We start from the raw sequence: 24,900 nt of genomic DNA, 5'->3' as shown, positions 1-24,900 counted from the left end.
GCGGCGCGCCGGCCCGCCGGCTGCGCGACGCGCTCGAACCGGTCGCGGTGCACGCAGGCGGGCCGCGGGCCGAGCCCCGCTCAGGAGCGGCGGCGCTCCATCGGGACGTGCGGGATGCCGTCCTCGACGAACCGCTCCCCCGCCGGCACGAATCCGTGCCGCGCGTAGAACGGCTCCTGGACCTCCTGGGCGTCGAGCACGCAGGGGCGGTCCCCGACCTCGGCGAGCACCGAGTCCATCAGCCGGTGCCCCAGCCCACGTCCGCGCGCGTCGGCGCGGGTGCAGACCCGGCCGATCCGCAGCACCCCGCCGGGATCGGCCAGCAGCCGCAGGGTCGCGACGACCGTGCCGCCGTCGGCCAGCCAGTGGTGCCGGGTGCGCGGTTCGAGGTCGCGCCCGTCGAGCTCCTGGTAGGGGCACCCCTGCTCGACGACGAAGATCGCGGTGCGCAGCGCGAGCAGCGCGTACAGGGTGGCCGGGTCGAGGTCGGCGGCCCAGGCGCGGTGCAGGGTCGGGGTCGCCGCGGCCGGTGTGGGAACGGTCATCCGCAGAGGGGTACCAGAGCGTCGCGGGCCCGCGGAAGCGGTTAGCCTCGCGACGTGGCCCACCATGATCTGGTCGTCATCGGCACCGGTTCCGGAAACACCTTCATCGACGAACGCTTCGCCGATCTCGACGTCGCGATCGTCGAGCACGGGGTGTTCGGCGGGACCTGTCTGAACGTCGGCTGCATCCCGACCAAGATGTACGTCTACGCCGCGGACGTCGCCGAGACCATCCGGCACGCGCACACCTACGGCGTCGACGGCACCGTCGACAAGATCCGCTGGGCCGACATCCGGGACCGGGTGTTCGGCCGGATCGACCCGATCTCCGACGGTGGGCGCTCCTACCGGGTCGACCGCAGCCCCAACGTCACCGTGTACTTCGGGCACGCCCGCTTCACCGGCGAGCGCGAACTGGGCGTCGAGCGCACCGACGGCTCCGGCACCGACACCGTCACCGGCGACCGGATCGTCATCGCCGCCGGGTCGCGGCCGAGCATCCCGCCGCTGGTCCGCGACGCCGGTGTGCCGTTCGAGACCTCCGACACCGTGATGCGGATCGACGACGTCCCGCGCCGGCTCGCGATCCTCGGCGGCGGCTACATCGCGTCCGAGTTCGCGCACGTGTTCTCCGCGCTCGGCGCCGAGGTCACCGTGATCGCCCGCGGACCGAAGCTGCTGCGCCACCTCGACGACACGCTGTCCGACCGGTTCACCGAGGTCGCCACCGCCCGCTGGGACTGCCGGCTGGGCCGTCAGGTCACCGCGCTGTCCGGCGACGGCAGCGGCGGCCCCGGCGAGGTGGAGATCACCCTCGACGACGGCTCCACCGTCGTCGCCGACACGCTGCTCGTCGCCACCGGCCGGATGCCCAACGGCGACCGGATGGACCTGGACCGGGGCGGCGTGACCGTGCACGCCGACGGCCGGGTCGCCGTCGACGAGTACCAGCGCAGCGTCTCCGCCGCGGGCGTGTGGGCGCTGGGCGACGTGAGTTCGCCCCACCAGCTCAAGCACGTGGCCAACCACGAGGCCAAGATCGTCGGGCACAACCTGGCGCACCCGGACGACCTGAGCGCCACCAACCACGACTTCGTCCCGGCCGCGGTGTTCACCGAGCCGCAGATCGCCTCGGTCGGCATGACCGAGACCGAGGCCCGCGACGCCGGGTTCGACATCGCGGTCAAGGTGCAGAACGTCGGCGACGTCGCCTACGGCTGGGCGATGGAGGACCGCACCGGCATCTGCAAGCTGGTCGCGGAGAAGGGCACCGGACGGCTGCTGGGCGCGCACCTGCTCGGGCCGCAGGCGTCGACGCTGGTCCAGCAGCTGATCCAGGCGATGGTGTTCGGCCAGACGGTCTCCGAGATCGCGACCGGGCAGTACTGGATCCACCCGGCGCTGCCCGAGGTCATCGAGAACGCCCTGCTGGGGCTGGAGATCTGAGGCTCAGCCGGCGGCGCGCTCGGCCGGGTCGAGCGGGTCGCCGGGCGCCTCCGGGCGCGGCCGCGCCTCCGGGTCGTACGGCGTCGCCGGGCGGGTCTCCTCGCGCAGCTCCTCGAGCAGCCCGGTCACCGCGTCCATGATCTTCGCGGTGGCCGCGTCGAGGGTGGTCTTCGTGAGCGGCTTCCCGGCGAACTCCGAGAGGTCCACCGGCGGGCCGAGCGCGACCGTGACCCGCTTGCGCGGGAACGGCGTCGGCTTCCCGTCGGCGGGCAGGAAGTCCTGGGTGCCCCAGTTCGCCATCGGGATCACCGGGGCGCCGGAGCGCAGCGCGATCCGGGCGACGCCGTTCTTCGGCTTCATCGGCCAGTGCCCGGGGTCGCGGGTGTAGGTGCCCTCCGGGTAGATCGCGACGATCTCCCCGCGCTCCAGGGCGTCGATCGAGCCGGTGAACGACTCCGCCGCCCGCTTCGACGACCGGTACACCGGGATGTGCCCGCCGTGCCCGAGTACCCACTTCACCACCGGCACCGACCACAGCTCACCCTTGGCCAGGAACCGCGGGATCCGGCCGTGCGCCGTGCCGAAGGCGATGTCGAAGATCGGGTCGGAGAACGAGACGTGGTTGCCGACCAGCAGGGCGCCGCCGGCGCGCGGCAGGTGCTCCGCGCCGCGCCAGCCCAGCCGGGTCCCGAAGACGACGAACGGCCAGATCACCGCGATCGCGAGCCCGAACCAGAAGCCCGACCCGCGACGCCGGCGTCGCACCGTCGCCACGACCTTCTGCCACACCGTCAGCTCCGGTGGCACGCCCATCGTCGTCGTCCTCTCCCCGCCCGTCCGTCCGCAGCGCCCGGTCCCGGGCGCACGACCATCTTCGCCCCTCACGACGACCGGGTGTGCCCGTGGTCCTACCCACCCCGGCCGTGACCACCGGGGGTGACACAGACCTCACCCGTTCGAGCGATCCCCGCGCGCCGAGATGTCTCGACGAGCAAGGTACTGCGGACCCGATCTAGGGTCGACGGGTACGCACCGGTCGCGGACCGTGTCCGGGCCGACCCGATGTGAGGACGGTCCCACCGACCGGCCACCACCGGGCCGCCGGACGAACACGCGCCGAGACCGTCCCGGTGCCCCGTGCACCCCGTCCCCTGCGAGGCGCCCCGTGCCCGATCCGAGTCCGTGGCTGGAGAAGGCCGGCGACCGACACCCCGAACCGGCCGGTGTCGTGCTGGTCGCCCACGGCGGGAAGTCGCACTCCACGGCGCCCGCCCGGCGCGGGCTGGCACTGCTGCGCATGCTGCCGTTCGCGCACTCCCTGGAGCGCGGCGGGCGCGCCCATCGGACCGAGGTGGGCTCGGGCGTCGCGGTGCACCTGCTGCGCTACCGGCTGAAGGGCTGGAACGGCCCGGCCATGGACGCCTACCGCGACGCCGAGTGGGCCGTCCACGAGCTCGCGCGCCGCTACCCGGGACGCCCGGTCGTGCTCGTCGGGCACTCGATGGGTGCCCGCGCGGTGCTGCGGGCGGCGGGCGCCCCCGGCGTCGTCGCGGTGTGCGGGCTCGCCCCCTGGCTGGAGGGCTCCGACCCGGTCGACCAGCTCGCCGGGCGGTCGGTGCTGATCGCCCACGGTGACCGGGAGCGGATGACCGACCCCGCGGCGTCCTACGCCTACGCCCTGCGCGCCCGGTCGGTGACCGACCGGGTCGCCCGCTTCGACGTGCTCGGCGACGGCCACGCCATGCTCCGCCGCGCCGGTGACTGGACCTCCCTGGTGCGACGTTTCGCACTCGGCGAGCTCGGGGCCGAACCCCGTGACCCGGTCATCGCGAACGCCATGGCGGAACCCGCCCCGGCCGGGCTGCGGGTCGCCCTCGAAGGAGTTGACAGGTGAGTGCACCGCAGGCGCGTCCGACCGTCGCCGTGGTCGGCAGCGGGGTGTCCGGTCTGACGGCCGCCTACCTGCTGTCCCGCAGCCACGACGTGACGCTGTACGAGGCCGACGCCCGCCCCGGCGGGCACGCCCACACCCACGAGCTGGCGTCGTCGGACGGCGGGACCACCCACGTCGACTCCGGGTTCATCGTCCACAACGACCGCACCTACCCGAACCTGCTGCGCCTGTTCGGCGAGCTGGGGGTGTCCACCCAGGACTCCGACATGTCGATGTCGGTGCGCTGCGACGGCTGCGGGCTGGAGTACGCCGGTGCCCGCAAGCTGGGTGGTCTGTTCCCGCAGGCCTCCAACGTGGCCCGGCCGGCCTACCTGCGGATGCTCGGCGAGGTCGTGCGGTTCCACCGGCACGCACGCCGGGTTCTCGCGTACGAGGAGCGGGCGGCGGCGCCGGATCTCACCACGCTCGGGGCGTTCCTCGCGATCGGCGGCTACTCCCGCTACTTCGTGCAGCACTTCATGATCCCGGTGGTGTCCTGCGTGTGGTCGGCGGGCGCGGCGCTCTCGCTGGACTACCCGGCGCGCTACCTGTTCACCTTCCTCGACCACCACGGCATGCTCGGGATCGGCGGCTCTCCGCAGTGGCGGACCGTCACCGGCGGGTCCCGCTCCTATGTGGACCGTGTCGTCAAGCAGCTCCCGGCGGTGCGCACCGCGACGCCGGTCCGCTCGGTCCTGCGCTCGACCGCGGGCGTCGAGGTCCGCGACGACGCCGACGCCGTCGCCGCGTTCGACCACGTCGTGCTCGCGACCCATCCCGACCAGGCGCTGGCGGTCCTCGGCGACGGCGCCACCGCCGACGAGCGGGCCGTGCTGGGGGCGTTCACCTACTCCCGCAACGAGACCTGGCTGCACCACGACACCTCGCTGCTGCCGCGCCGACCCGGCGCCCGGGCGTCCTGGAACTACCTCAAGCCCGCCTGCGCGGACGCCACGGGCGGGCCGGGCGGATCCGAGGGCACCGCGGCCCCGGTCCTGGTCAGCTACGACATGAACCGGCTGATGCGCCTCACCGACCCCGACGACTGGGTGGTCACGCTGAACGGCGCCGGGCGGATCGACCCGGACGCCGTCGTCGCGCGGATGACCTACGAGCACCCGGTGTACACGCCGGATTCGGTGGCCGCCCAGCGCCGCCTGCCGGAGCTGAACACCCCGGTCACCGCCTACGCCGGTGCCTACCACGGCTGGGGCTTCCACGAGGACGGCTGCGCCTCGGGCGTGCGCGCCGCCCGGGCGCTGGGGGTGAGCTGGTGAGCGCCCCGGCGCTCTACGACGCCGAGGTCCGTCACGCCCGCCGGCGCGACCTGGAGACGGCGTTCTCGCACCCGATCTACTACTGGCTCGTCGACCTGGACGCGCTGCCGCGGCTGCCGTTCTGGCTCCGCCCGTTCGCCCGCTTCGACGCCCGCGACCACCTCGGGGACCCGGGGCGCGGGATCCGGGAGAACGTCGACACCTACCTGGCCGCGCACGGCATCGACCTGGCCGGGGGCCGGGTCCTGATGCTCGCCCACGCCCGGGTGCTCGGCTACGTGTTCAACCCGATCTCGGTGTTCTGGTGCCACCGCGCCGACGGCACCCTCGCCTGCGTGGTCGCGGAGGTGCACAACACCTACGGCGAGCGGCACTGCTACCTGCTGCACCCCGACCCGTCGGGGCGGGCGGGCGTGGACAAGGAGTTCTACGTCTCGCCGTTCCTCACGGTCGACGGCCACTACACGATGCGCCTGCCCGAGCCCGACGACCGGCTCGGCATCGCGATCACGCTGCACCAGGACGGTGCGCCCGCGTTCGTCGCCACCCTGGCGGGGATCCGCAGGCCCGCGACCACCCGGCAGGTGGCGCGCACGGTGCTGCGCCGCCCGCTCGTCACCCAGCGGACCGCGGCGCTGATCCGGCGGCACGGCATCGCGCTGTGGACGAAGCTGCCGGTCGTGCCGAAACCGGCCCGGCCACCACAGAACCGCGCAGGCCTCCCCGACGAACACTCCACACAGGATCAGCACCAGGAAGGGGTCACGCGATGACCATGCAGCACGACGGGATCGCCGTGCCCACCTCCGGTGGCGCGCGCGGCACCCGGCCCCGCACGCACGCCGTGCCCCGCCCCAACGAGGGTGTGTGGCCCGGTCTGGCGACACCGCCCGTGGCTCCGGCCAAGGCCCGGATCGCGGAGTCGCTGTTCCGCAACGCGGTCCGGTCGCTGCCGGTGCGTGTGGTGTTCCCCGGCGGGGAGCGGCTCGGTGCGGGCGGCCCGACCTCGCCGGTCATGCGCATCGAGCGCCCGTCGGCGTTCTTCCACCGGCTCGGCGCGAACTCCAAGATCGGTTTCGGCGAGTCGTACATGGTCGGCGACTGGACGACCACCGACCTGCCCGGGCTGCTCACCCCGTTCGCCGCCCGGCTGTCGACGCTGGTGCCGCCCGCCCTGCAGCGGCTGGGCCGCCGGTTCGCCGAGGCCCGCCGGCCCACCGCCGAGGTCAACTCGGTCGAGGGGTCGCGGGAGAACATCCACCGCCACTACGACCTGTCCAACGAGCTGTTCTCGCTGTTCCTCGACGACACCATGTCCTACTCCGCCGGCTGGTTCGCCGACGGTTCCGACGACCTCGTCCTCGCCCAGGAACGCAAGATCGACGGCATCCTGGACATGGCGGGCGTCGAGGCCGGGATGCACGTGCTGGAGATCGGCACCGGCTGGGGCGGGCTCGCGACGCGGGCCGCGCAGCGCGGCGCCCGGGTCACCACGCTGACGATCTCGCAGGAGCAGAAGACCCTCGCCGAGGCGCGGCTCGCCGAGGCGGGCGTGGCCGACCGGGTGCAGGTGCTGCTGCGCGACTACCGCGAGGCCCAGGGCTCCTACGACGCCGTCGTGTCGGTCGAGATGATCGAGGCCGTCGGCGTCGAGTACTGGCCGACGTACTTCGCCGCACTGGACCGGCTGCTCAAGCCGGGCGGGCGGGTCGGCCTGCAATCGATCACGATGCCGCACGACCGGATGATGGTCGCCCGCAACGACTACACCTGGATCCACAAGTACGTCTTCCCCGGCGGGATCATCCCGTCGGTCGAGGCCATCGAGGACAACCTCGCCCGGCACACCGGCGGGCTGCACGTCGCCGAGCGCCGGAGCCTGGGCTACGACTACGCCCGCACCCTGGGCCACTGGCGCACCCGCTTCCTCGCTCGGTGGGACGAGGTCGAGGCGCTCGGCTTCGACGAGACGTTCCGGCGGATGTGGGAGTTCTACCTCGGCTACTGCGAGGCCGGGTTCCGCGTCGGCTACCTCGACGTCGTCCAGTTCTCGCTGCAGCGCCGCCCGTCCTTCTGAGAGGTGCCCCCATGACCACCACCCCCGCGGAGCGCCTCACCTCGCTCCTGGAGGACGTCCTCGGCGCCCCGCTCCCGGTGCGGCTCCGCGCCTGGGACGGCAGCGAGGCCGGTCGGACCGGCACCCCCGCCGACCCGAACCCACCGACGGTGATCGTGAACCGCCGCCGGGCCCTGCGCCGGCTGCTGTGGGCGCCGGGTGAGCTCGGCCTGGCCCGCGCGTTCGTCTCCGGTGACCTGTCCGTCGACGGTGACGTCGCCGACGGGCTGTCCCGGTTCTGGGCGCTCGCGAAGCCGGGGACCGGTTCGGCGACGCTCGACCTGCGTCAGAAGCTGGGTGCGCTGGGCACCGCGGCCCGGCTCGGTGCCGTCGGCACCCCGCCGCGGCCGCCGGCGTCGGAGGCCCGGCTGGGCGGGCGGCGGCACAGCCGCCGCCGCGACCGCGACGCGATCAGCCACCACTACGACCTGTCGAACGAGTTCTACGCCTTCCTGCTCGACCCGCAGATGGCGTACTCGTGCGGCTACTGGACCCGCGACGAGGGCCCCGACTACACCCTGGTCGACGCCCAGCGCGACAAGCTGGACCTGATCTGCCGCAAGCTCGGCCTGGCGCCGGGGATGCGGCTGCTCGACGTCGGCTGCGGGTGGGCCTCGCTGCTCGTGCACGCGGCCGAGCACTACGGCGTGCACGCCACCGGCGTCACGCTCTCGGCCCAGCAGCGCGACTACGGCGTCGAGCGGGTCCGCCGTGCCGGGCTGTCCGAGCGGGTGGAGATCCGGTTGCAGGACTACCGCGAGATCTCCGAGCAGCCCTTCGACGCCGTGTCCTCCATCGAGATGGGCGAGCACGTCGGGCAGGAGAACTACGGCGTCTACGCCGCACAGCTGCACCGCATGCTGCGCCCGCACGGACGCCTGCTGCTGCAGCAGATGTCGCGCGGGTCGGTCGGGTCGAACACCGCACCCGGCGGCGGCGCGTTCATGGAGGCCTACGTCGCGCCGGACATGTACATGCGCCCGCTCGGTGAGACCCTCGGGTTCCTGGAGCAGGCCGGGCACGAGATCGTCGACGTGCACTCGCTGCGCGAGCACTACGTGTGGACGGTCCGGCCCTGGTTGGAGACGCTGCAGGCGCACCGCGACACCGCGGTCCGGATGATCGGCGAGGAGCAGTGGCGGATCTGGCTGCTGTACCTGGCCGGTGCCGCGCTGGCGTTCGAGGAGAACCGGATGGGCGTGCACCAGATCCTCACCGTCCGCCCCGGCGTCGACGGCACCTCCGGGCTCCCGCGCAGCCGCACCGGGATCCTGGGGCTCGACCCGGCCGTCGGGTCCGCCCCGGCGGGCGCGCCGTCGCCGGCCGCGACAGCATGACCGGAGTGAACCCGTTCCCCTGGGCGGCGTGGGCCGTCAACCTCGGCGTCACCGCCGTCGCCGTCGCCGTGCTCATGGCCCTCGCGTACGCGATCGGGGTGCGGCGCGGCCGGCACGACGGCGTCGACGTCGTCTGGGGGCTCGGGTTCGTGTGGGTCGCACTCGTCACCGCGGTGACCGCGACGGCCCTCGACCCGACCGGCGACGGCTGGCGGCGCGCCCTGGTGGTCGTGCTCGTCGCGGTGTGGGGCGGGCGACTGGCCCGCCACATCGCGCGGCGCAACCACGGCAAGCCCGAGGACCGGCGCTACGTCGACCTGCGCGAGCGCGGTTCGATCGGCCGGCGCGTCTACCTCACCCAGGGCGCGGTGATGTGGGTCGTCTCGCTCCCCGTGCAGGTCGCCCAGTACGGCACCGCGACCACCGGATGGCTGGTCGCCGTCACCGTGGTCGGCGTGCTCGTCTGGGCGGTCGGGTTCACCTTCGAGTCCGTCGGCGACGCCCAGCTGGCCCGGTTCACCGCCGACCCCGCGAACCGCGGCGAGGTGATGGACCGCGGCCTGTGGCGGTTCACCCGCCACCCCAACTACTTCGGCGACGCGTGTGTCTGGTGGGGCCTGGGCATCCTCGCCCTGCACCACCCGGCCGGGCTGATCGGCCTCGTCGGGGTCGCCGTGATCACGGCGAACCTGATGAAGGGCACCGGCGCGGCGCTGCTGGAACGCGACATCGCCGACCGGCGCCCCGGCTACGCCGACTACGTCCGCCGCACCAGCGGGTTCCTCCCGCTGCCCCCACGTTCCTGACCCACCCCGCACCCGCGACCCGAGGAGACACCATGGCCGTCGGCGACACCGCCACCGACTTCGAGCTGCCCGACGAGGCCGGCGCACCGCGTCGGCTGTCCGACCTGCTGGCCGCGGGGCCCGTCGTCCTGTTCTTCTACCCGGCCGCGATGACCGGTGGCTGCACCGCCGAGGCCTGCCACTTCCGGGACCTCGCGGCCGAGTTCGCCGAGGTCGGGGCGCAGCCGGTCGGGATCTCCTCGGACCGGCCGGACAAGCAGAACATGTTCGCCGCCGCGAACGGCCTCGGGTTCCCGCTGCTGTCCGACGCCGACCACACCGTCGCGAAGTCCTTCGGTGCCTACCGCGCCTGGCTCCCGGGGAACTTCCACACCCGCCGCAGGACGTTCGTGATCGGCCCGGACCGCGCCGTCCTCGCCGAGATCGGGTCCGAGACCGACATGAACAAGCACGCCGACGAGGCGCTGGCCCTGCTGCGCGAACGCGCCGCCGCCTGACCTCCCACGCCGGGCGGACCCGCCTCAGGGCAGGGTCAGGATCTCCGCGCCGTCGTCGGTCACCACGATGGTGTGCTCGAACTGCGCGACCCACGACTTGTCCTTGGTGACGACCGTCCAGTCGTCGTCCCAGGTGTCGTAGTCGATACCGCCGAGGGTGATCATCGGCTCGATGGTGAAGGTCATCCCCGGCTCGAGGACGGTGTGCACGTCGGGCTGGTCGTAGTGCAGCACGACCAGCCCGGAGTGGAACTCGTGGGCGATGCCGTGGCCGGTGAAGTCGCGGACCACGCCGTAGCCGAAGCGCTTGGCGTAGGACTCGATGACCCGGCCGACGACGTTCAGCTCACGCCCGGGGCGGACGGCCTTGATGGCGCGCATCGTGGCCTCGCGGGTGCGTTCGACGAGCAGCCGCGCCTCCTCCGACACGTCACCGGCGAGGAAGGTCGCGTTGGTGTCGCCGTGCACCCCGCCGACGAACGCGGTGACGTCGACGTTGAGCACGTCGCCGTCGTCGATCACGGTCGTGTCCGGGATGCCGTGGCAGATGACCTCGTTGAGGCTGGTGCAGCAGGACTTGGGGAAGCCGCGGTAGCCCAGCGTCGAGGGGTACGCGTCGTGGTCGACGAGGAACTCGTGGACCACGCGGTCGATCTCGTCGGTGGTGATGCCGGGGCGGACGGTCTCCCCCGCGAGCTGCAGCGCCTGGGCCGCGATCTTCCCGGCGTGGCGCATCAGCTCGATCGTCTCGGGCGTCTGGATGTCGCCGCGGCGGCTGCGTGCCGGGGCCGGCTTGCCGACGTACTCCGGACGCGGGATGTGCGACGGCACCTCGCGGCTTGGGGTCGGCGTACCGGGGACGAGCAGCGTGCGGGTCGACATGACCCCCATCGTACGTCCGGGGCCCTCAGCGGGTCGGGGTGCGCGGGGCCCGCATCCGCGCGACGGCGGCGGAGATCCCCCGCCAGCCCAGCAGCAGCACCGCCAGCGAGATCGTCGCGACGACGGCGAACGACAGCGGCAGCCGCCCCAGGAACCCCAGCCGCAGCACGAGCCCGACGACCACGGCCCCGGCGAGCACGACCGCCCCGGCGCGCAGCGACGCCGGCGCCGACCGCACCCACGGCGTCGCCCGGGCCACCGCGACCCCCAGCGCGAACGGCAGCGCGGTGCCGAGCAGGCCGAGCACGCTGTCGGCCTCGGCGTGGCTCAGCCTCCCGAGGGCGGCGAACACCACGACGGCGACGAGGTCGGCCACGAACGCCAGGGCGGGGATCCGGCTGGGGTGCACGACGACCAGGGTAGGGCGCCCGGCGCCACGCCGTCCCGCCGCCGCCCGGCCGGTCGCTCAGCGCGGGACGCCCGCCAGGAAGCGCGCCGTCATCTGCACCGCGGGCCCGGACGACCCGCCGTCGACGATGAGGGTGGCGAAGGCCAGGTCACCGCGGTAGCCGGTGAACCAGCCGTGCGAGCGGTTGCCGCCGTCGGGGCCCGCGTACTCGGCGGTGCCGGTCTTGCCGTACACCTCGCCCTGCCCGGCGGCGGCCCGCGCCGTCCCGGAGGTGACGACGGCCCGCATCATCGGGCGCAGCTGGTCGAGCACCGCGCGGTCCGGGGTGCCCGGCGCGACGGCGGCCTCGGTCGTCGCCCCGCGGATCAGCGACGGCGTGACGGGCGCGCCGTCCTGGACCGTCGCCGACACCAGCGCCATGCCGAACGGGGAGGCGAGGACGTCGCCCTGGCCGAAGCCGTCGCTGGCCCGCTGCAGGTCGTCGGTGGCGGGTGAGACGGTGCCGGTGATCGTCGTCATCCCGGGGATCTTCCAGTCCGCGCCGAAGCCGAGCGCCTTCCCGGCGTCCGGGAGGCCGCCGGGGGGCAGGCCGAGGGCGAGCCGGGAGAACGTGGTGTTGCAGGACTGCGCGAACGCCTCGGTCAGCGGCACGGTGCCGAGTACGAAGGAGTCCTCGTTGGGGATGGTGCGCCCGTCGATGACGGTGGTGCCGGGGCACTCGACCGGGGACTGCGGGGTGAGGTTCTCCGCCGGCATCGCCCCGTACGCGGTGACGATCTTGAAGGTGGAGCCGGGCGGGTAGCGGCCGGTCAGGGCCAGCGCGCCGTCGCGGTCGGCGGCCGCGTTCTGCGCCACCGCGAGCACCGCCCCGGTGGACGGCCGGATCGCGACGATCATGGCCTGCCTGGAGTCGGCGTCGACGGCGGCCTGCGCCGCGTCCTGCACGGTGCGGTCCAGCTCCAGGGTGACCGGCTTCCCCGGCCCAGCGGGCTGCCCGGCCACCGAGCGGACGGTCTCGCCGCGGGCGCCGACGACGTCGACCGACCAGCCGGGCGTCCCGCCGGCGGCCTTCTCGATGTCGGCGCGGGCGCCCTGCATCAGCTGCCCCGCGAAGCCCTGGTCGGGCGGCAGCAGGCGCGTCGAGGACACGAACCGGACGCCGGGCAGGTCGTAGATCCGGTCGCGGACCCGCTGGTAGTCGGGCTCCCGCAGCACGACGACGGTGTAGGCCTGCCCGTCCGGCACGGCGTTCGCGCCCGCGGTGATGCTCGACGCCGTGATCGCGGGGTCGATCGTGCCCAGTGCGGAGCCGAGCCCACCCGCGGCCTGCCCGACCTGCGCCTTGTCCAGGGTGACGGTGACGACCGGGGTGGGCGCGAGCAGCGTGGCCCCGCCGGCGTCGAGGACGGGCGCCGGGGCGGCGGTCACGGTGCGGGTCACCGGGCGCTGGCCGTCGATGAGCCCCGGCGCGAACGCGGCGGGCGACCAGTCGACCGCCCAGCCGGTGTCGTTGCCCGCGGCGTCGTCGGCGGCGACGAGCGGCAGGTCCAGGGTGTAGTTCCAGGCCCGGCCCTGCCCCAGGTCCCAGGCGACCTCCACCGTCGACGTCGCGCGGTCGCCGTCGGTGCGGGTGCCGGTCACCCGGGCGGTCATGCCGGCCGGGGCGAGATCGTCGCGGGACTTCTGCAGGTAGGCGCCCGCCGTCTCCGCGTCCGTGGTGTAGACGGCCGCGCCCGGCGCGTCCCCCGCGGCCCAGGCCGTGACATACCGCTCGGCGGTCGTCCCGGCACCTCCCCAGGGGCGCAGCAGCGCCACCACGACACCCACCGCGACGAGCACGACGATCGCGGCGGCCAGGACCAGGGGGCGCTTCCGCAGGGTGGCGATCACGATCAGCGAGTATGCCGCGCCCGGTGTGAGGGCCCCGGGTGTCCGGGCGCCCCGTCAGTCCTCCGCCGCGGCCAGCGTCTCCCGCACGGTGCGCAGCATCGCGGTCAGCTCCGCGGTCCGGCCCGCGTCGAGGCCGATCGCCTCCGGTGCGGAGAAACCCTGCACCAGCGGCCGGGCCCGCTCCAGCGCGGCACGGCCGTCGTCGGTGAGCTCCAGACCGGCCCGCCGGCCACGGCCGCCAGGCCCGTCGCGGCGGACGAGGCCGCGGGCGACGAGGTCGGTGACCAGCTCCCCCACGCTCTGCGGGCGCAGCAGGACGATCCGGGCGAGCTCGGCCTGCGACGGCGGCGGCCCGCCCGTCCGTTCGCGGTCGGCGAGCTCGGCGAGCACGCCGAAGCCGGTCGCGGTCAGGCCGGCCCGGGCGAATACCCGGTGGAATCCCCGGGCGACGACGTGGGCCGTCCGGATGAGCTCCCAGAGCGGCACGTCCTCGTCGGGCACGGACCGGACGCTATCAGGCGCCTGGTATCTGCCCGTCGCTCACAGCACCCCGGCGAACGCCAGCGCGACGACCTGGCCCATGGCGTTGTGCACCAGGTGCGTGACCACCCCCGGCCACACCGAGCCGCTGCGTCGTCGCAGCTCACCCGCGACCAGCCCGACGACCAGCGCCGTCAGGAACACCACATTCAGCCCGTGCGCCAGCGCGAACACCACGGCGCTGCCCAGCACACCGACGACGGCGCCGTAGCGCAGCAGCGCCGAGGTGACCACCCCGCGGAACAGCAGCTCCTCCCCCAGCGGTGTCAGCACCGCGAGGAACAGCAGCGACAGCGCCACCGACCAGGCCCCGCCGCTGCCCGCGTCGGCGTAGGCGCCCTGGATGTTCTCCGGCTCGATCCCGAGCGCGACCATCCCGACCACCAGCAGCCGGCTGACGACGAACGCCAGCACCGCCCCGGCGGCGCCGAGCAGCAGCCAGCGCACGGTCGTCGCCCGCACGCCGAACTCCGGCAGCGGGCGACGCCGGACCGCGACGGCCGCGGCGAACCCGGCGATGCCCGCGATCCCCGACAGCGCCGCGAGGAACAGGCCCCCGGCGAGCGGACCGGGGTCGAGGGTCCGCAGCACCAGCGGTCCGCCCCCGTAGGCGACGGCGGCCAGCACGACCAGGCCGACGACGACCTCCACCCACCCCGGGCGCGGACCGGTCCCGGTGACGACCGGCGACGCGGAGCTGGAACGGGACACGACGACCTCCCTGCTCGTGGTGGCGCGGCGGATGTCCGCAGCCACGGCCGAGTCGACACCGTGCCGTTGCGGCACGGTCAAGCACCGCGACCCGATCGTGCTCAGAACAGGACGGTGGCGAACCGTGCGACCTGCACGAACCCGACCCGCTGGTACGCGGACCGGGCCGGTGCGTTGAAGGCGTTGACGTACAGGCTGGCGCGGCGGCCCATCCCGGCGAGCGCGACCGCGACCGCCGACGTCCCGGCCGTGCCGAGCCCGTGCCCGCGCCAGGCCGGGTCCACCCAGACCCCCTGGATCTGGCCGACGGTGCGCGACAGGGCGCCGATCTCGGCCTTGAACACGACCTCACCGTCGTGGAACCGGGCGAACGCCCGCCCGGACGTGATCAGCTCGGCGACCCGGGCCCGGTAGCCCGCCCCGCCGTCGCCCTCGCGGGGGTCGACGCCGACCTCCTCGGTGAACATCGCGACGGCGGCCGGCAGGTAGCGGTCGAGTTCGGAGATCCGGACCGGACGCACCCGGGCGTCGGGCGCGATCATCGGCGGCCGTTCGAGGGTCATCAGCGGCTGGTCGGGCCGGACCTCGCGGGCCGGGCCCCAGCCCGGTGCGAGGTCCTCCCACAGCGGCAGGACGAGTTCGGCCCGCCCCACCAGCGACGAGCACACCCGTCCGGCCCGGCGGGCCCGGTCGGCGAAGGCACGCAGCGCCGCCCGGTCACCGCGCAACGGCACCAGGTTCGCCCCGGAGAAGCACAGACCGTCCGCCGGGGCCCCGTGGGACCACAGCTCACCACCCAGCCGCCACGGGTCGAGGCCGACCGCCTCGATACGGGAGGCGACCATGCACGCGGCGACCGGGTCGGCGTCGAGCACGTCGTGCACCCCGGAGCGGTGACGATCGTCGAGAAGCCGTGCTCCGGCCACCCTCAGCACGGGTTCATGATGCCACGCCGACGCCCGTCCGGTACCGGCACTCGCTCAGCCGACGGTCACCTGCGGTTCACCCGTCACACCGTCCACGCTCTCGCCCATCTCCTCGGCGAGCCGCATGGCCTCCTCGATCAGCGTCTCCACGATCTTGTGCTCGGGGACGGTCTTGATGACCTCGCCCTTGACGAAGATCTGGCCCTTGCCGTTGCCGGAGGCGACGCCGAGGTCGGCCTCGCGGGCCTCGCCGGGACCGTTGACGACGCAGCCCATGACGGCCACGCGCAGCGGGACCTCCATGCCGGTCAGCCCGGCGGTGACCTCGTCGGCGAGGGTGTAGACGTCGACCTGGGCCCGACCGCAGGACGGGCAGGACACGATCTCCAGCTTGCGGGGGCGCAGGTTCAGCGACTCCAGGATCTGCTGGCCGACCTTGATCTCCTCGACCGGCGGCGCGGACAGCGAGACCCGGATGGTGTCGCCGATGCCCTGGCGCAGCAGCGCCCCGAACGCCACGGCCGACTTGATCGTGCCCTGGAACGCGGGCCCGGCCTCGGTGACGCCCAGGTGCAGCGGGTAGTCGCACTGCTCGGCGAGCAGCTCGTAGGCCCGCACCATGACGACCGGGTCGTTGTGTTTGACCGAGATCTTGATGTCGTGGAAGTCGTGCTCGGCGAACAGGCCCGCCTCCCACATGGCCGACTCGGCGAGCGCCTCGGGCGTCGCCTTGCCGTACTTCTCCATCAGGCGCTTGTCGAGCGAGCCCGCGTTGACGCCGATCCGGATCGGCGTGCCGTGGTCCTTCGCGGCCTGCGCGATCTCCTTGACCTGGTCGTCGAACTTGCGGATGTTGCCCGGGTTCACCCGCACCGCGGCACAGCCGGCCTCGATCGCGGCGAACACGTACTTGGGCTGGAAGTGGATGTCGGCGATCACCGGGATCTGCGACTTCTGCGCGATCGCGGGCAGGGCCTCGGCGTCGTCGGCGGACGGGCAGGCGACGCGCACGATGTCGCAGCCGGCCGCGGTCAGCTCGGCGATCTGCTGGAGGGTCGCGTTGACGTCGGAGGTCAGGGTGGTCGTCATGGACTGGACGGAGATCGGGTGGTCGGATCCGACACCGACCGGGCCGACCTGCAGCTGCCGCGTCCTGCGGCGCGGGGCCAGGGTCGGCGCGGGCGCGGACGGCATACCCAGGGAGACGCTCACGACCTCCACTATCCCACCGCGCCGCAGGACCCGCCGTACCCGGTGAGCAGGGGCACTACGTGCGGCCCTGGTTCTCCTGCGCGTCCTGCAGCGTCGAGCTGTGCGGCAGCCAGGTCGCCAGCTCCACCGGCCAGCCGTCCTCGGTCAGCACCCGCACGACGGCGGGGTCGTCGTCGAGGATCATCGCGATCTCCCGCTCGCGGGCGAGCAGCCGCAGGACCTCGCGCTTGACGTAGCGGGCGGGGCGGTGGTCGTCGTCGGGGCGCATGAACAGCGGCCCGGTCGGCAGGCCGAAGCCCCTCAGCCAGGTCTCGGTCAGCCTGCGGTTCCGCTCGGGGCGGCCGGTCAGGTAGACGACGTCGTGCTCGTCCTGGGCCGCGCGCAGCCGGTCCGCGCCCTCGTCGAGCAGCGGGTCGGCGTGCGCGGCGGCGAAGAACTTCTCCCACCGGTGCACGTCGAGGTAGTGCAGCCGGTGCGAGACGTCGGCGAGGACGCCGTCGATGTCGAAGACCGCCAGCGGGCGTGCGCCCTCGGGTGCTGCGCTCACCCGAACAGCCGCACCGGGTTGACGATGTCGGCGATCGCGACCATGACCGAGAACCCCAGGAAGACGATCACGAAGACGTAGGCGACGGGCAGGAGCTTGGCCGCGTCGACCGGCCCGGGGTCGGGGCGTCCGAGCAGCTTCGCTGTGTTGCGCTTGATCGCCTCCCAGATCGCCGGGACGATCTGGCCGCCGTCCAGCGGCGGGACCGGGAGCAGGTTGAGCAGGAACAGCGACAGGTTCACCGCGGCGAGCATGTTCAGGAACAACGCCACGTCCTGCTGCCAGGGCACGTCCTGCTGAGCGAGGATCTCGCCGCCGATCCGGGAGACGCCGACGACGCCCATCGGGCTGTCCTGCCCGCGCTCCTCGCCGAGGAACGCGGCGCCGAACAGCGCCGGGATACGCGCCGGGATCGCGACGACGGCCTCTGCGGTGCGGGCCACCCCGTCGCCGATCTGCGCGACGGTCTCCCCCGCTGTCAGCGGCTGGTAGCTGGTGTTGAGCAGGACCCCCAGGTAGCCCGCGGTCACGGTGGCCTGCGGGTCCGAGGAGTTCCGGTCCGGCAGGGTGTTGGGGATGACGTCCACGGTCAGCGGGATCCGCCGGTCGCCGCGCTCCACAACGATCGGGGTCGGCCCCGACGACGCGCGGATCGCGTCCTGCACCGCCATGCCGTCGTCCGGCCCGAACTGCTGCCCGCCGACCTCGACGATGCGGTCGTCGGGCTGGACACCCGCGGCCAGCGCGGGCGCCAGCGGCGCCCCGGTCGGGCACTTCTCCGGGGCCTGGCCCTGCACCGCCACTGCCGGGAGCACGCACTCCTCGAGCGCGGCGATCTGGGTGGTCGGCGCGACCATGCCGACGCCCATGAACGTCACGAAGAACAGCGCGATCGCCAGGATCAGGTTCATGAACGGCCCGGCGAACATGACGATGATCCGCTTCCACGGCGACCGGGTCCAGAACTGCCGGTCCGCGTCCTGCGGGAGCACGTCGGCCTGCGACTGGCGCCGCGCGTCGTCCATCAGCCCCTGGAAGGGACCGGTGCGACGGCTGCGGCCCAGCGTCCCGCCCTTCGCGGGGGGCAGCATCCCGATCATCCGGACATAGCCGCCCAGCGGGATCATCTTGATGCCGTACTCGGTCTCGCCGCGGCGGACCGACCACAGGGTGCGACCGAAGCCGACCATGAACTCCGGGACCTTGATCCCGAACCAGCGGGCCGTGGTGAAGTGCCCGAGCTCGTGCCAGGCGATCGACAGCAGCAGCCCGAGGAAGAAGATCGCGATACCGACGACCGTCCAGACGATGGTCACGTTCCCGCCTTCTCGCGCGCGTGGGCGCGGGCCCAGGTCTCGGCAGCCAGCACGTCGTCCACGGTAGCCGGGTCACCCGTCCAGGCGTCGGCCGCCTCCAGCACCCCGCCGAGGAGGTCGGTGACGTCGGTGTAGCCGATCGCCCCGGCGACGAACGCCTCGACGAGCTCCTCGTTGGCCGCGTTGAGCACCGCGGGCAGGCAGCCGCCCGTGGTCCCGGCGGCGCGGGCCAGCCGCACGCCGGGGAACGCGTCGTCGTCGAGGGGTTCGAAGGTCCAGCTCTGCGCGGTGTCCCAGCGGCACGGCGCCGAGGCGCCGGCGATGCGGTCCGGCCAGCCGAGCGCCAGCGCGATGGGCAGCCGCATGTCCGGCGGCGACGCCTGGGCGATCGTCGAGCCATCGGTGAAGGTGACCATCGAGTGCACGATCGACTGCGGGTGCACGGTGACGTCGATGCGGTCGTAGGGCACCCCGAACAGCAGGTGCGCCTCGATCACCTCGAGGCCCTTGTTCACCAGCGTCGCCGAGTTGATCGTGATGACCGGGCCCATGTCCCAGGTCGGGTGCTTCAGTGCCTGCTCGACGGTCACGTCCCGCAGCGACGCGCGCGACCGGCCGCGGAACGGGCCGCCCGAGGCGGTGAGGACCAGCCGGTCGACCTCGGACTCCCGTCCACCGCGCAGGCACTGCGCGAGCGCGGAGTGCTCGGAGTCCACGGGCACGATCTGCCCCGGCGCGGCCGCCGCGGACACCAGCGGGCCGCCCGCGACCAGCGACTCCTTGTTCGCCAGCGCGAGCCGGGCACCGGTGGCGAGCGCGGCCAGGGTCGGGCCGAGGCCGCGGGAGCCGGTGATGCCGTTCAGGACGATGTCGGCGCCGCAGGCGGTGACCAGCTCGGTCGCGGCGTCCGGGCCGTCGAGCACCTCGACGCCGGGCAGCTCCTCCCGCAGCCGCACCGCCGCCGCGGCGGACGCGACTGCGACCCGCCCGACGCGGTGCGTGCGGACCTGGGACACCAGCAGGTCCACGTCCGATCCGCCCGCGGCCAGCCCGGACACCGTGAACCCGCCGGCGCGGGTGATCACGTCCAGGGCCTGGGTGCCGATCGACCCGGTGCTGCCCAACACGACGAGTGACTTCATCACCGCACATCATCCTCGGCCCGCGAGCTGTGCGACGATGACCCCGCACGGAGCCGGAGCAGGAGGACACACGGTGGCCAGCAAGGCAGTGGCGCACAGCGCAACGACCAGCAAGACCCGCGAGATCGCGGTCGCGTCCGGGGTCGACCCGGCCGACGAGCCCTCGGTCGACTGGGGCTGGCACCAGAACTTCTCCAAGGGTCTGCCGATCGCGGCCGCCGTCGCCGGCATCGCGCTGCTGCTGTTCACGATCGGCCACCCGACCAGCTGGACCGAGTTCCTGTTCTCGGCCGTGCCCGCCGTCGTCTGCCTGATCGGTGCGGTCGCGCTCCCGGTCTACCAGCGGCGTCGCCGGCTCTGACCCCGTCGGGTGGCCGCGCGCGGTGCGGGTGAGCCGGTCGAGCTGACGATCGGCGACCGCGTCGTGCGGCTGTCCAGCCCCGACCGCGTCTACTTCCCGGAGCGGGGCGAGACCAAGCGGGACCTCGCCGCGTACTACACCGCCGTCGGCGACGGCGTCGTCCGCGCGCTGCGCGACCGGCCGTGCATGTTGCACCGCTTCCCCACCGGTGTCACCGGGGAGAAGGTGCACCAGAAACGGCTGCCGCGCGGCGCCCCCGGCTGGGTCCGCACCGTCCGCGTGACCTTCCCGCGGTACAACCGCACCGCCGACGAGCTGTGCGTCGCCCACCCGGCCGACGTCGTCTGGGCGGTGCAGATGTCCACCGTCGAGTTCCACCCCTGGAACTCCCGCGCCGCCGACGTCGAGTCCCCCGACGAGTGGCGCATCGACCTGGACCCGATGCCCGACGCGTCCTGGGCCGATGTCCGCCGCGTCGCCGGCGTGGTGCACGAGGTGCTCGACGAGCTGGGCGCGACCGGGTTCCCGAAGACCTCCGGCGGCTCCGGACTGCACGTCTACGTGCGCATCCCGCCGGACCACGGGTTCGCCGACGTCCGCCGCGCCGCGCACGCGTTCGCCCGCGAGGTGGAGCGTCGCTGCGACCGCGTCGACCTGTCCTGGTGGCGCAAGGACCGCGACCCGTCGACGGTCTTCGTCGACTACAACCAGAACGCCCGCGACCACACGATCGCCTGCGCCTACTCGGTGCGCGGCACCCCCGATGCGCGGGTGTCGGCCCCGGTGGCCTGGGACGAGATCGACGACTGCGAGCCCCGGGACTTCACGATCGCCACCGTCCCGGCCCGCTACGCCGAGCTGGGCGACCTGCACGCCGGCATCGACGAGACCGAGTTCGGCATCGAGCCGCTGCTGGAGTGGGCCGACCGCGACGAGCGCGACGGTGCGGAGACGCCCGATCTGCCCGATCTCGACGGAGACGGCCGCTAGGCTCGGCGCCCATGGACGACGGGCCACGCAAGGACAGGTTGAACCGCCTCGGGTACGGGATCGGCGGTGGTCTCGCCGTCGGCTCCGCCGTGTGGGTGCTGTCCGGCACGTGGTGGTGGCTGCTGGTCTTCCTCGCCGTCGGCCTTGCGCTCGGGCTGTTCCTGCGCGCGACGACCCCGGAGTCCTAGCAGTACACCTGGCCCGGCCCCTGCTCCCGGGCACGGGCCCGCAGCCGCGCGAACTCGGCGACCATCGCCGCGCGCGACCAGTGCGCGTTGAGCCCCGAGGGGTTCGGCAGCACCCAGATCCCGGCCGTCCCCAGCCGGTCGGGCTGCTCCCCCACCGCCGCGTCGCGCCGCCCGAACGCGGTCCGGTACGCCCCGATCCCGACGACGGCCAGCCAGCCCGGCTCCCGCGCCGCGACCAGCGCGCGCAGCCGCTCCCCACCGGCGACGACCTCGTCGTCGGACAGCTCGTCGGCCCGCGCGGTGGCCCGGGGCGCCATGTTCGTGATGCCGAGCCCGAGCCGCGCCAGCTCGCCCTGCTCGGCCGGTGCCAGCAGGCGCGGGGTGAACCCGGACCCGTGCAGCACCGGCCAGAACCGGTTGCCGGGGCGGGCGAAGTGGTGCCCGGTCGCCGCCGACACCAGACCCGGGTTGATGCCGCAGAACAGGACCCGCAGCGGCGGGTCGCCGGGCCCGGGCAGGACGTCGTCGATCGTCGCGTCCCGCGCCCGCTCCAGCGCCTCCCGGTCGGGCAGTCGTCCCACACCGATCAGTCTGGCGCACCCGGCCGGTCCCCCCTCGGACGGGCGAGCCGGGATGCTCGCGCCGACGATCGGGAGGAGACTCGTCCGCCGTGGACCTGCCCGTGATGCCCCCGGTGAAGCCGATGCTGGCCAAGCCCGCCCCGTCGATCCCCGAGGGCAGGCTCTACGAGCCCAAGTGGGACGGCTTCCGCTCGATCGTCTTCCGCGACGGCGACGAGGTGGAGATCGGCTCCCGCAACGAGAAGCCGATGACCCGCTACTTCCCCGAGGTCGTCGAGGCGGTGAAGGCGCACTTCCCCCCGCGCGCGGTCGTCGACGGGGAGCTCGTCGTCGCCTCCGGGAACGCACTGGACTTCGAGGCGCTCCAGCAGCGGATCCACCCCGCGGCCAGCCGGGTGACGCTGCTCTCGACCGAGACGCCGGCGTCGTTCGTGGCCTTCGACCTGCTGGCGCTCGGCGACGACGACCTCACCGCGCGCCCGTTCGCCGAGCGCCGCGCGCTGCTGGAGGAGGCGTTCGCCGGCGTCGCGCCGCCGGTACACCTCACCCCCGTCACCGACGACACCGCCACCGCACGCCGCTGGTTCGAGAAGTTCGAGGGCGCCGGGCTCGACGGGCTCATCGCGAAGGACCCGGCCGGGACCTACCAGCCCGACAAGCGCGTCATGACCAAGGTGAAGCACGAGCGGACCGCGGACTGCGTCGTCGCCGGTTACCGGGTGCACAAGTCCGGCCCGGACGCCGTCGGGTCGCTGCTGCTGGGCCTGCACGACGCCCGCGGGGTACTGGTGTCGGTCGGGGTCGTCGGGGCGTTCCCGATGGCGCGGCGCCGCGAGCTCATGACCGAGCTGCAGCCGCTGGTCACCGACTTCGACGACCACCCGTGGGCCTGGGCGAAGCAGCTGGAGGGCGAGCGGACACCGCGCAAGTCCGAGACGAGCCGGTGGAACGCCGGCAAGGACCTGTCCTTCGTCCCGCTGCGCCCGGAGCGGGTGGTCGAGGTCCGCTACGACTACATGGAGGGCGCACGGTTCCGCCACACCACCCAGTTCGTGCGGTGGCGCCCGGACCGCGATCCTGCCTCGTGCACCTACGAGCAGCTGGAGCGCCCGGTGAACTTCGACCTCGCGGAGGTGCTCGCCGGGCGCGGGTGATCCTTCTCCGTGGAACCCGCACCGCCCTGCGGGGGACCCCGGACTCCCCGGAGAAGGATCACGACTGCGAACGGCTCCCCCGCGTTCGCCCGTGGCGCGCGCGGCTCCCGGCCAGGGTGCGCCGCATGGACCTGGACACGGTGCTGCGCGGCCAGGACGGGGTGTTCTCCCGAGGGCAGGCGCTGGCGTGCGGGATCTCGGCGAGGGCACTGCACGCCCGGGTCATCCGCGGCGCCCTGGTGATCGTCGCACCGGGGGTGTATCGGGCGTCGTCGCACCGGCCCACCGCATGGGGACGGGTGGTGGCCGCCGCGTTGTGGGCCGGGCCGGGCGCCGTCGTCGACGGGCCCGCAGCGGCGTTCCTGCACCGGATGTCGGTGCCCACCACCGCGTTCCCGGTCGTGGGGGTGACCGTGCCCGCGCCCGCGCGGCGCACACCACCGGACGGGATCCGGGTCCGCCGGCGCACCCTGGACGCGGCGGACCGCACGGAACGGCGCGGTGTCGCCGTCACGGCACCGGCCCTGACCGCGCTGGAGACGGCCGTCGCCCTCACCGACGGCACCACCTTCCTGGACCGGGTGCTGCAGCGGGGACTGCCCTTCCCCGAGCTGCTCGCCGCGTTCCAGCGCGGGGTCGGCACCCACGGCTGGGCTCGGGCCCGCGAGCTCGTCGTCGAGGCCGCCGACCGGGCCGACTCGCGGGCCGAGCGGCGCCTCGTCGCGCACCTGCGACGGGCGGGGCTCACCGGGTTCGTCCTCGGATGGCCCTTCGGTCCGTGGCGGGTGGACGTCGCGTTCGTGGCGGAGCGGCTCGCGGTGGAGATCGACGGCTGGGCGTTCCACTCGGACCCGGCCCGCTTCCGGGCCGACCGGCGCAAGCAGAACGCCCTGGTCGCCGCGGGGTGGACGGTGCTGCGGTTCACCTGGCAGGACGTCCGGGACCGGCCGGGCGACACGGTGGGCCGGATCCGGTCGGCGCTGCGGTGATCCTCCTCCGCGGAGCCCGGCGCACCCTGCGGGGTATCGCACGCTCCGCGGAGAAGGATCATGGTCGGCAGCCGCAGGACTCCCGGTGCACGAAGGTCGTCGGCAGCCGCAGCGAGCGCCGTTGCGCCTCGGGCTCGGCCATGCGGCGCAGCAGCAGCCGGACCGCCTCGCGCCCGATGTCCGCGAACGGCTGCGCGACGACGGTGAGGCGCGGGCTGAACGCATCCGCCCACGGGAAGTCGTCGAACGCGGCCAGCGCGAGGTCCCCGGGGATGCGCAGGCCCAGGTCGTGGGCGGCCTGGACGGCACCGATCGTCATCGCGTTGTTGCCCGTGACCAGTGCGGCAGGCCGTCCGGGCGAGGCCAGCAGTTCGCGCACCGCGACGCGGGCGGGCTCGCTGTCCGAACGCCCCTCCACCACCGGTCCTGGCGGGAGGCCGGCCCGGCGCATCCCGAGGCGGTAGCCCTCCAGGCGCTCGACGGTCGTCGACAAACCGGGGAGGCCCATCACGAAGCCGATCCGGTCGTGCCCCGCCCCGGCGAGGTGGGTCACCAGCCCCGCGACGGGCTCCACGTTCTCCGAGCCGACCTCGTCCAGCCGCCCGTCCAGCATCCGGTCGACCAGTACCGTCGGCACGTTCTGCGCGGCGAGCGCCTCCAGGGTCGCGGTGGACCCCCCCGAGGGGGCGAACAGCACTCCGTCCACCCGGCTACGGAGCTGCGCGACGGCCGTCGCCTCGTAGCCCGGGTCGTCGTGCGGGTCGGCGAGCAGCAGGGTGTGCCCGGCCGCGGCGGACTCGTCCTCGATCGCGTGCAGCAGCTCGCCCAGGTACGGGTTGGAGATCGCCGACAGCGCGAGCCCGACGGTCCGGGTGCGCGCGGTCGCGAGCGAGCGTGCGGCGGCGTTGGGCGTGTAGTGCACCTGCGCCATCGCGGCCAGCACCTGCTCGCGGGTGGTCTCCCGAACGGGCCGGGTGCCGTTCAGGACGTGGGACACGGTCGCGGTGGAGACCCCGGCGAGCCGGGCGACCTCGGCCATGGTCGCGATCACGCACCTCCGAGGCGGGTCACGGGTTGGCGACAGCGTACAGGCAACCGGTTGCGC

The 24,900-nt window shown here is 73.9% G+C and carries 27 protein-coding genes; 13 read left to right on the top strand and 14 right to left on the bottom strand.

Annotated elements, in window-relative coordinates; all coding sequences use genetic code 11:
• Positions 1 to 80: 80 nt before the first annotated feature.
• Complete coding sequence (locus tag GTW08_RS19195; RefSeq protein WP_073578145.1) at positions 81 to 545, bottom strand: GNAT family N-acetyltransferase; 465 nt, start codon at positions 543 to 545, stop codon at positions 81 to 83.
• Between the two features lie 54 nt (positions 546 to 599).
• On the opposite strand from GTW08_RS19195, the gene GTW08_RS19190 reads away from it, so the two are divergent.
• Positions 600 to 1,991, top strand: a complete 1,392-nt coding sequence (locus GTW08_RS19190) for a mycothione reductase (protein ID WP_073578146.1) — start codon at positions 600 to 602, stop codon at positions 1,989 to 1,991.
• Positions 1,992 to 1,994: 3 nt separating this feature from the next.
• Here GTW08_RS19190 and GTW08_RS19185 read toward each other — a convergent pair whose 3' ends face one another.
• Positions 1,995 to 2,804 (bottom strand): lysophospholipid acyltransferase family protein, encoded by an 810-nt coding sequence (locus GTW08_RS19185; protein ID WP_167379122.1) that lies wholly within the window; start codon positions 2,802 to 2,804, stop codon positions 1,995 to 1,997.
• Between the two features lie 352 nt (positions 2,805 to 3,156).
• Here GTW08_RS19185 and GTW08_RS19180 point away from each other — a divergent pair, with 352 nt between their 5' ends.
• Genes GTW08_RS19180 through GTW08_RS19150 form a run of 7 tightly spaced genes read left to right on the top strand, consistent with a single transcriptional unit; the run spans position 3,157 to position 9,957 of the window.
• A complete protein-coding gene (locus GTW08_RS19180) occupies positions 3,157 to 3,885 on the top strand; it encodes an alpha/beta hydrolase (protein ID WP_073578147.1) in 729 nt (242 codons plus the stop codon).
• Entirely contained in the window at positions 3,882 to 5,201 is a 1,320-nt protein-coding gene (locus GTW08_RS19175) for an NAD(P)/FAD-dependent oxidoreductase (RefSeq protein ID WP_073578148.1), read from the top strand. The genes GTW08_RS19180 and GTW08_RS19175 overlap by 4 nt, the downstream gene beginning before the upstream one ends.
• Complete coding sequence (locus GTW08_RS19170; protein ID WP_073578149.1) at positions 5,198 to 5,974, top strand: DUF1365 domain-containing protein; 777 nt, start codon at positions 5,198 to 5,200, stop codon at positions 5,972 to 5,974. Before GTW08_RS19175 ends, GTW08_RS19170 begins: the two co-directional genes overlap by 4 nt.
• On the top strand, positions 5,971 to 7,278 hold the full coding sequence (locus tag GTW08_RS19165; RefSeq protein WP_083659087.1) for an SAM-dependent methyltransferase: 1,308 nt from the start codon (positions 5,971 to 5,973) through the stop codon (positions 7,276 to 7,278). The genes GTW08_RS19170 and GTW08_RS19165 overlap by 4 nt, the downstream gene beginning before the upstream one ends.
• Before the next feature lie 11 nt (positions 7,279 to 7,289).
• The gene (locus GTW08_RS19160; protein ID WP_073578150.1) at positions 7,290 to 8,654 is read left to right on the top strand and encodes an SAM-dependent methyltransferase; all 1,365 of its coding nucleotides are present in this window, start codon (positions 7,290 to 7,292) and stop codon (positions 8,652 to 8,654) included.
• Entirely contained in the window at positions 8,651 to 9,460 is an 810-nt protein-coding gene (locus GTW08_RS19155; protein ID WP_073578151.1) for a DUF1295 domain-containing protein, read from the top strand. Before GTW08_RS19160 ends, GTW08_RS19155 begins: the two co-directional genes overlap by 4 nt.
• Positions 9,461 to 9,492: 32 nt before the next feature.
• Positions 9,493 to 9,957: a peroxiredoxin gene (locus GTW08_RS19150; protein WP_073578152.1), complete on the top strand. Its 465-nt coding sequence runs from the start codon at positions 9,493 to 9,495 to the stop codon at positions 9,955 to 9,957.
• Between the two features lie 24 nt (positions 9,958 to 9,981).
• Here GTW08_RS19150 and map read toward each other — a convergent pair whose 3' ends face one another.
• The 10 genes from map to dxr all read right to left on the bottom strand — a co-directional run bounded on the left by map (position 9,982) and on the right by dxr (position 19,532).
• A complete protein-coding gene (gene map / locus GTW08_RS19145; RefSeq protein WP_073578284.1) occupies positions 9,982 to 10,839 on the bottom strand; it encodes a type I methionyl aminopeptidase in 858 nt (285 codons plus the stop codon).
• Positions 10,840 to 10,864: 25 nt separating this feature from the next.
• Positions 10,865 to 11,248, bottom strand: coding sequence for a DUF3054 domain-containing protein (locus GTW08_RS19140; protein ID WP_083659088.1), 384 nt, complete (start codon positions 11,246 to 11,248; stop codon positions 10,865 to 10,867).
• A gap of 57 nt (positions 11,249 to 11,305) precedes the next feature.
• The gene (locus GTW08_RS19135; protein WP_083659089.1) at positions 11,306 to 13,138 is read right to left on the bottom strand and encodes a penicillin-binding transpeptidase domain-containing protein; all 1,833 of its coding nucleotides are present in this window, start codon (positions 13,136 to 13,138) and stop codon (positions 11,306 to 11,308) included.
• Between the two features lie 54 nt (positions 13,139 to 13,192).
• On the bottom strand, positions 13,193 to 13,639 hold the full coding sequence (locus tag GTW08_RS19130) for a MarR family winged helix-turn-helix transcriptional regulator (protein WP_073578154.1): 447 nt from the start codon (positions 13,637 to 13,639) through the stop codon (positions 13,193 to 13,195).
• Between the two features lie 39 nt (positions 13,640 to 13,678).
• Complete coding sequence (locus GTW08_RS33030; RefSeq protein ID WP_161152325.1) at positions 13,679 to 14,389, bottom strand: type II CAAX prenyl endopeptidase Rce1 family protein; 711 nt, start codon at positions 14,387 to 14,389, stop codon at positions 13,679 to 13,681.
• A 101-nt stretch (positions 14,390 to 14,490) separates the two neighbouring features.
• Positions 14,491 to 15,324 (bottom strand): GNAT family N-acetyltransferase, encoded by an 834-nt coding sequence (locus GTW08_RS19120; RefSeq protein ID WP_073578155.1) that lies wholly within the window; start codon positions 15,322 to 15,324, stop codon positions 14,491 to 14,493.
• Positions 15,325 to 15,369: 45 nt separating this feature from the next.
• Positions 15,370 to 16,527, bottom strand: a complete 1,158-nt coding sequence (gene ispG, locus GTW08_RS19115; RefSeq protein WP_174565920.1) for a flavodoxin-dependent (E)-4-hydroxy-3-methylbut-2-enyl-diphosphate synthase — start codon at positions 16,525 to 16,527, stop codon at positions 15,370 to 15,372.
• A gap of 55 nt (positions 16,528 to 16,582) precedes the next feature.
• Positions 16,583 to 17,074 (bottom strand): hypothetical protein, encoded by a 492-nt coding sequence (locus GTW08_RS19110; protein WP_073578157.1) that lies wholly within the window; start codon positions 17,072 to 17,074, stop codon positions 16,583 to 16,585.
• On the bottom strand, positions 17,071 to 18,390 hold the full coding sequence (locus GTW08_RS19105) for a M50 family metallopeptidase (RefSeq protein ID WP_073578158.1): 1,320 nt from the start codon (positions 18,388 to 18,390) through the stop codon (positions 17,071 to 17,073). Before GTW08_RS19105 ends, GTW08_RS19110 begins: the two co-directional genes overlap by 4 nt.
• The gene (gene dxr, locus GTW08_RS19100; protein ID WP_073578159.1) at positions 18,387 to 19,532 is read right to left on the bottom strand and encodes a 1-deoxy-D-xylulose-5-phosphate reductoisomerase; all 1,146 of its coding nucleotides are present in this window, start codon (positions 19,530 to 19,532) and stop codon (positions 18,387 to 18,389) included. Before dxr ends, GTW08_RS19105 begins: the two co-directional genes overlap by 4 nt.
• A gap of 73 nt (positions 19,533 to 19,605) precedes the next feature.
• Between dxr and GTW08_RS19095 the strand changes: the two genes are divergently transcribed.
• Genes GTW08_RS19095 through GTW08_RS19085 form a run of 3 tightly spaced genes read left to right on the top strand, consistent with a single transcriptional unit; the run spans position 19,606 to position 21,071 of the window.
• Complete coding sequence (locus GTW08_RS19095; RefSeq protein WP_157818502.1) at positions 19,606 to 19,893, top strand: DUF2631 domain-containing protein; 288 nt, start codon at positions 19,606 to 19,608, stop codon at positions 19,891 to 19,893.
• 9 nt (positions 19,894 to 19,902) lie between these two features.
• The gene (gene ligD, locus GTW08_RS19090) at positions 19,903 to 20,883 is read left to right on the top strand and encodes a non-homologous end-joining DNA ligase (RefSeq protein WP_073578161.1); all 981 of its coding nucleotides are present in this window, start codon (positions 19,903 to 19,905) and stop codon (positions 20,881 to 20,883) included.
• 11 nt (positions 20,884 to 20,894) lie between these two features.
• Entirely contained in the window at positions 20,895 to 21,071 is a 177-nt protein-coding gene (locus tag GTW08_RS19085) for a hypothetical protein (RefSeq protein ID WP_161152324.1), read from the top strand.
• Here the strand turns inward: GTW08_RS19085 and mug are convergent.
• Positions 21,068 to 21,652, bottom strand: a complete 585-nt coding sequence (mug, locus tag GTW08_RS19080) for a G/U mismatch-specific DNA glycosylase (protein ID WP_161152323.1) — start codon at positions 21,650 to 21,652, stop codon at positions 21,068 to 21,070. The genes GTW08_RS19085 and mug overlap by 4 nt on opposite strands.
• An 89-nt stretch (positions 21,653 to 21,741) precedes the next feature.
• Between mug and GTW08_RS19075 the strand changes: the two genes are divergently transcribed.
• Together GTW08_RS19075 and GTW08_RS19070 are read left to right on the top strand one after the other, a co-directional pair.
• The gene (locus tag GTW08_RS19075; RefSeq protein ID WP_073578163.1) at positions 21,742 to 22,806 is read left to right on the top strand and encodes an ATP-dependent DNA ligase; all 1,065 of its coding nucleotides are present in this window, start codon (positions 21,742 to 21,744) and stop codon (positions 22,804 to 22,806) included.
• A 125-nt stretch (positions 22,807 to 22,931) separates the two neighbouring features.
• Complete coding sequence (locus GTW08_RS19070; protein ID WP_161152322.1) at positions 22,932 to 23,795, top strand: type IV toxin-antitoxin system AbiEi family antitoxin domain-containing protein; 864 nt, start codon at positions 22,932 to 22,934, stop codon at positions 23,793 to 23,795.
• Between the two features lie 58 nt (positions 23,796 to 23,853).
• Here GTW08_RS19070 and GTW08_RS19065 read toward each other — a convergent pair whose 3' ends face one another.
• On the bottom strand, positions 23,854 to 24,846 hold the full coding sequence (locus GTW08_RS19065; protein WP_346009939.1) for a LacI family DNA-binding transcriptional regulator: 993 nt from the start codon (positions 24,844 to 24,846) through the stop codon (positions 23,854 to 23,856).
• Positions 24,847 to 24,900: the final 54 nt, after the last annotated feature.

Source organism: Pseudonocardia sp. SID8383, from assembly GCF_009864975.1.
GTDB classification, from domain to species: Bacteria; Actinomycetota; Actinomycetes; order Mycobacteriales; family Pseudonocardiaceae; genus Pseudonocardia; species Pseudonocardia alni.
Note: the sequence above shows the minus strand (reverse complement) of the source record. Positions and strands in the feature narration are given on the sequence as shown.

Bases quoted from the DNA above. Each gene is read 5' to 3' on its own strand.
- GTW08_RS19195 (WP_073578145.1), bottom strand. From the start codon at position 545: ATGACCGTTCCCACACCGGCCGCGGCGACCCCGACCCTGCACCGCGCC.
- GTW08_RS19185 (WP_167379122.1), bottom strand. From the start codon at position 2,804: ATGGGCGTGCCACCGGAGCTGACGGTGTGGCAGAAGGTCGTGGCGACG.
- GTW08_RS19165 (WP_083659087.1), top strand. From the start codon at position 5,971: ATGACCATGCAGCACGACGGGATCGCCGTGCCCACCTCCGGTGGCGCG.
- GTW08_RS19160 (WP_073578150.1), top strand. From the start codon at position 7,290: ATGACCACCACCCCCGCGGAGCGCCTCACCTCGCTCCTGGAGGACGTC.
- GTW08_RS19155 (WP_073578151.1), top strand. From the start codon at position 8,651: ATGACCGGAGTGAACCCGTTCCCCTGGGCGGCGTGGGCCGTCAACCTC.
- GTW08_RS19150 (WP_073578152.1), top strand. From the start codon at position 9,493: ATGGCCGTCGGCGACACCGCCACCGACTTCGAGCTGCCCGACGAGGCC.
- map (WP_073578284.1), bottom strand. From the start codon at position 10,839: ATGTCGACCCGCACGCTGCTCGTCCCCGGTACGCCGACCCCAAGCCGC.
- dxr (WP_073578159.1), bottom strand. From the start codon at position 19,532: ATGAAGTCACTCGTCGTGTTGGGCAGCACCGGGTCGATCGGCACCCAG.
- GTW08_RS19085 (WP_161152324.1), top strand. From the start codon at position 20,895: ATGGACGACGGGCCACGCAAGGACAGGTTGAACCGCCTCGGGTACGGG.
- GTW08_RS19070 (WP_161152322.1), top strand. From the start codon at position 22,932: ATGGACCTGGACACGGTGCTGCGCGGCCAGGACGGGGTGTTCTCCCGA.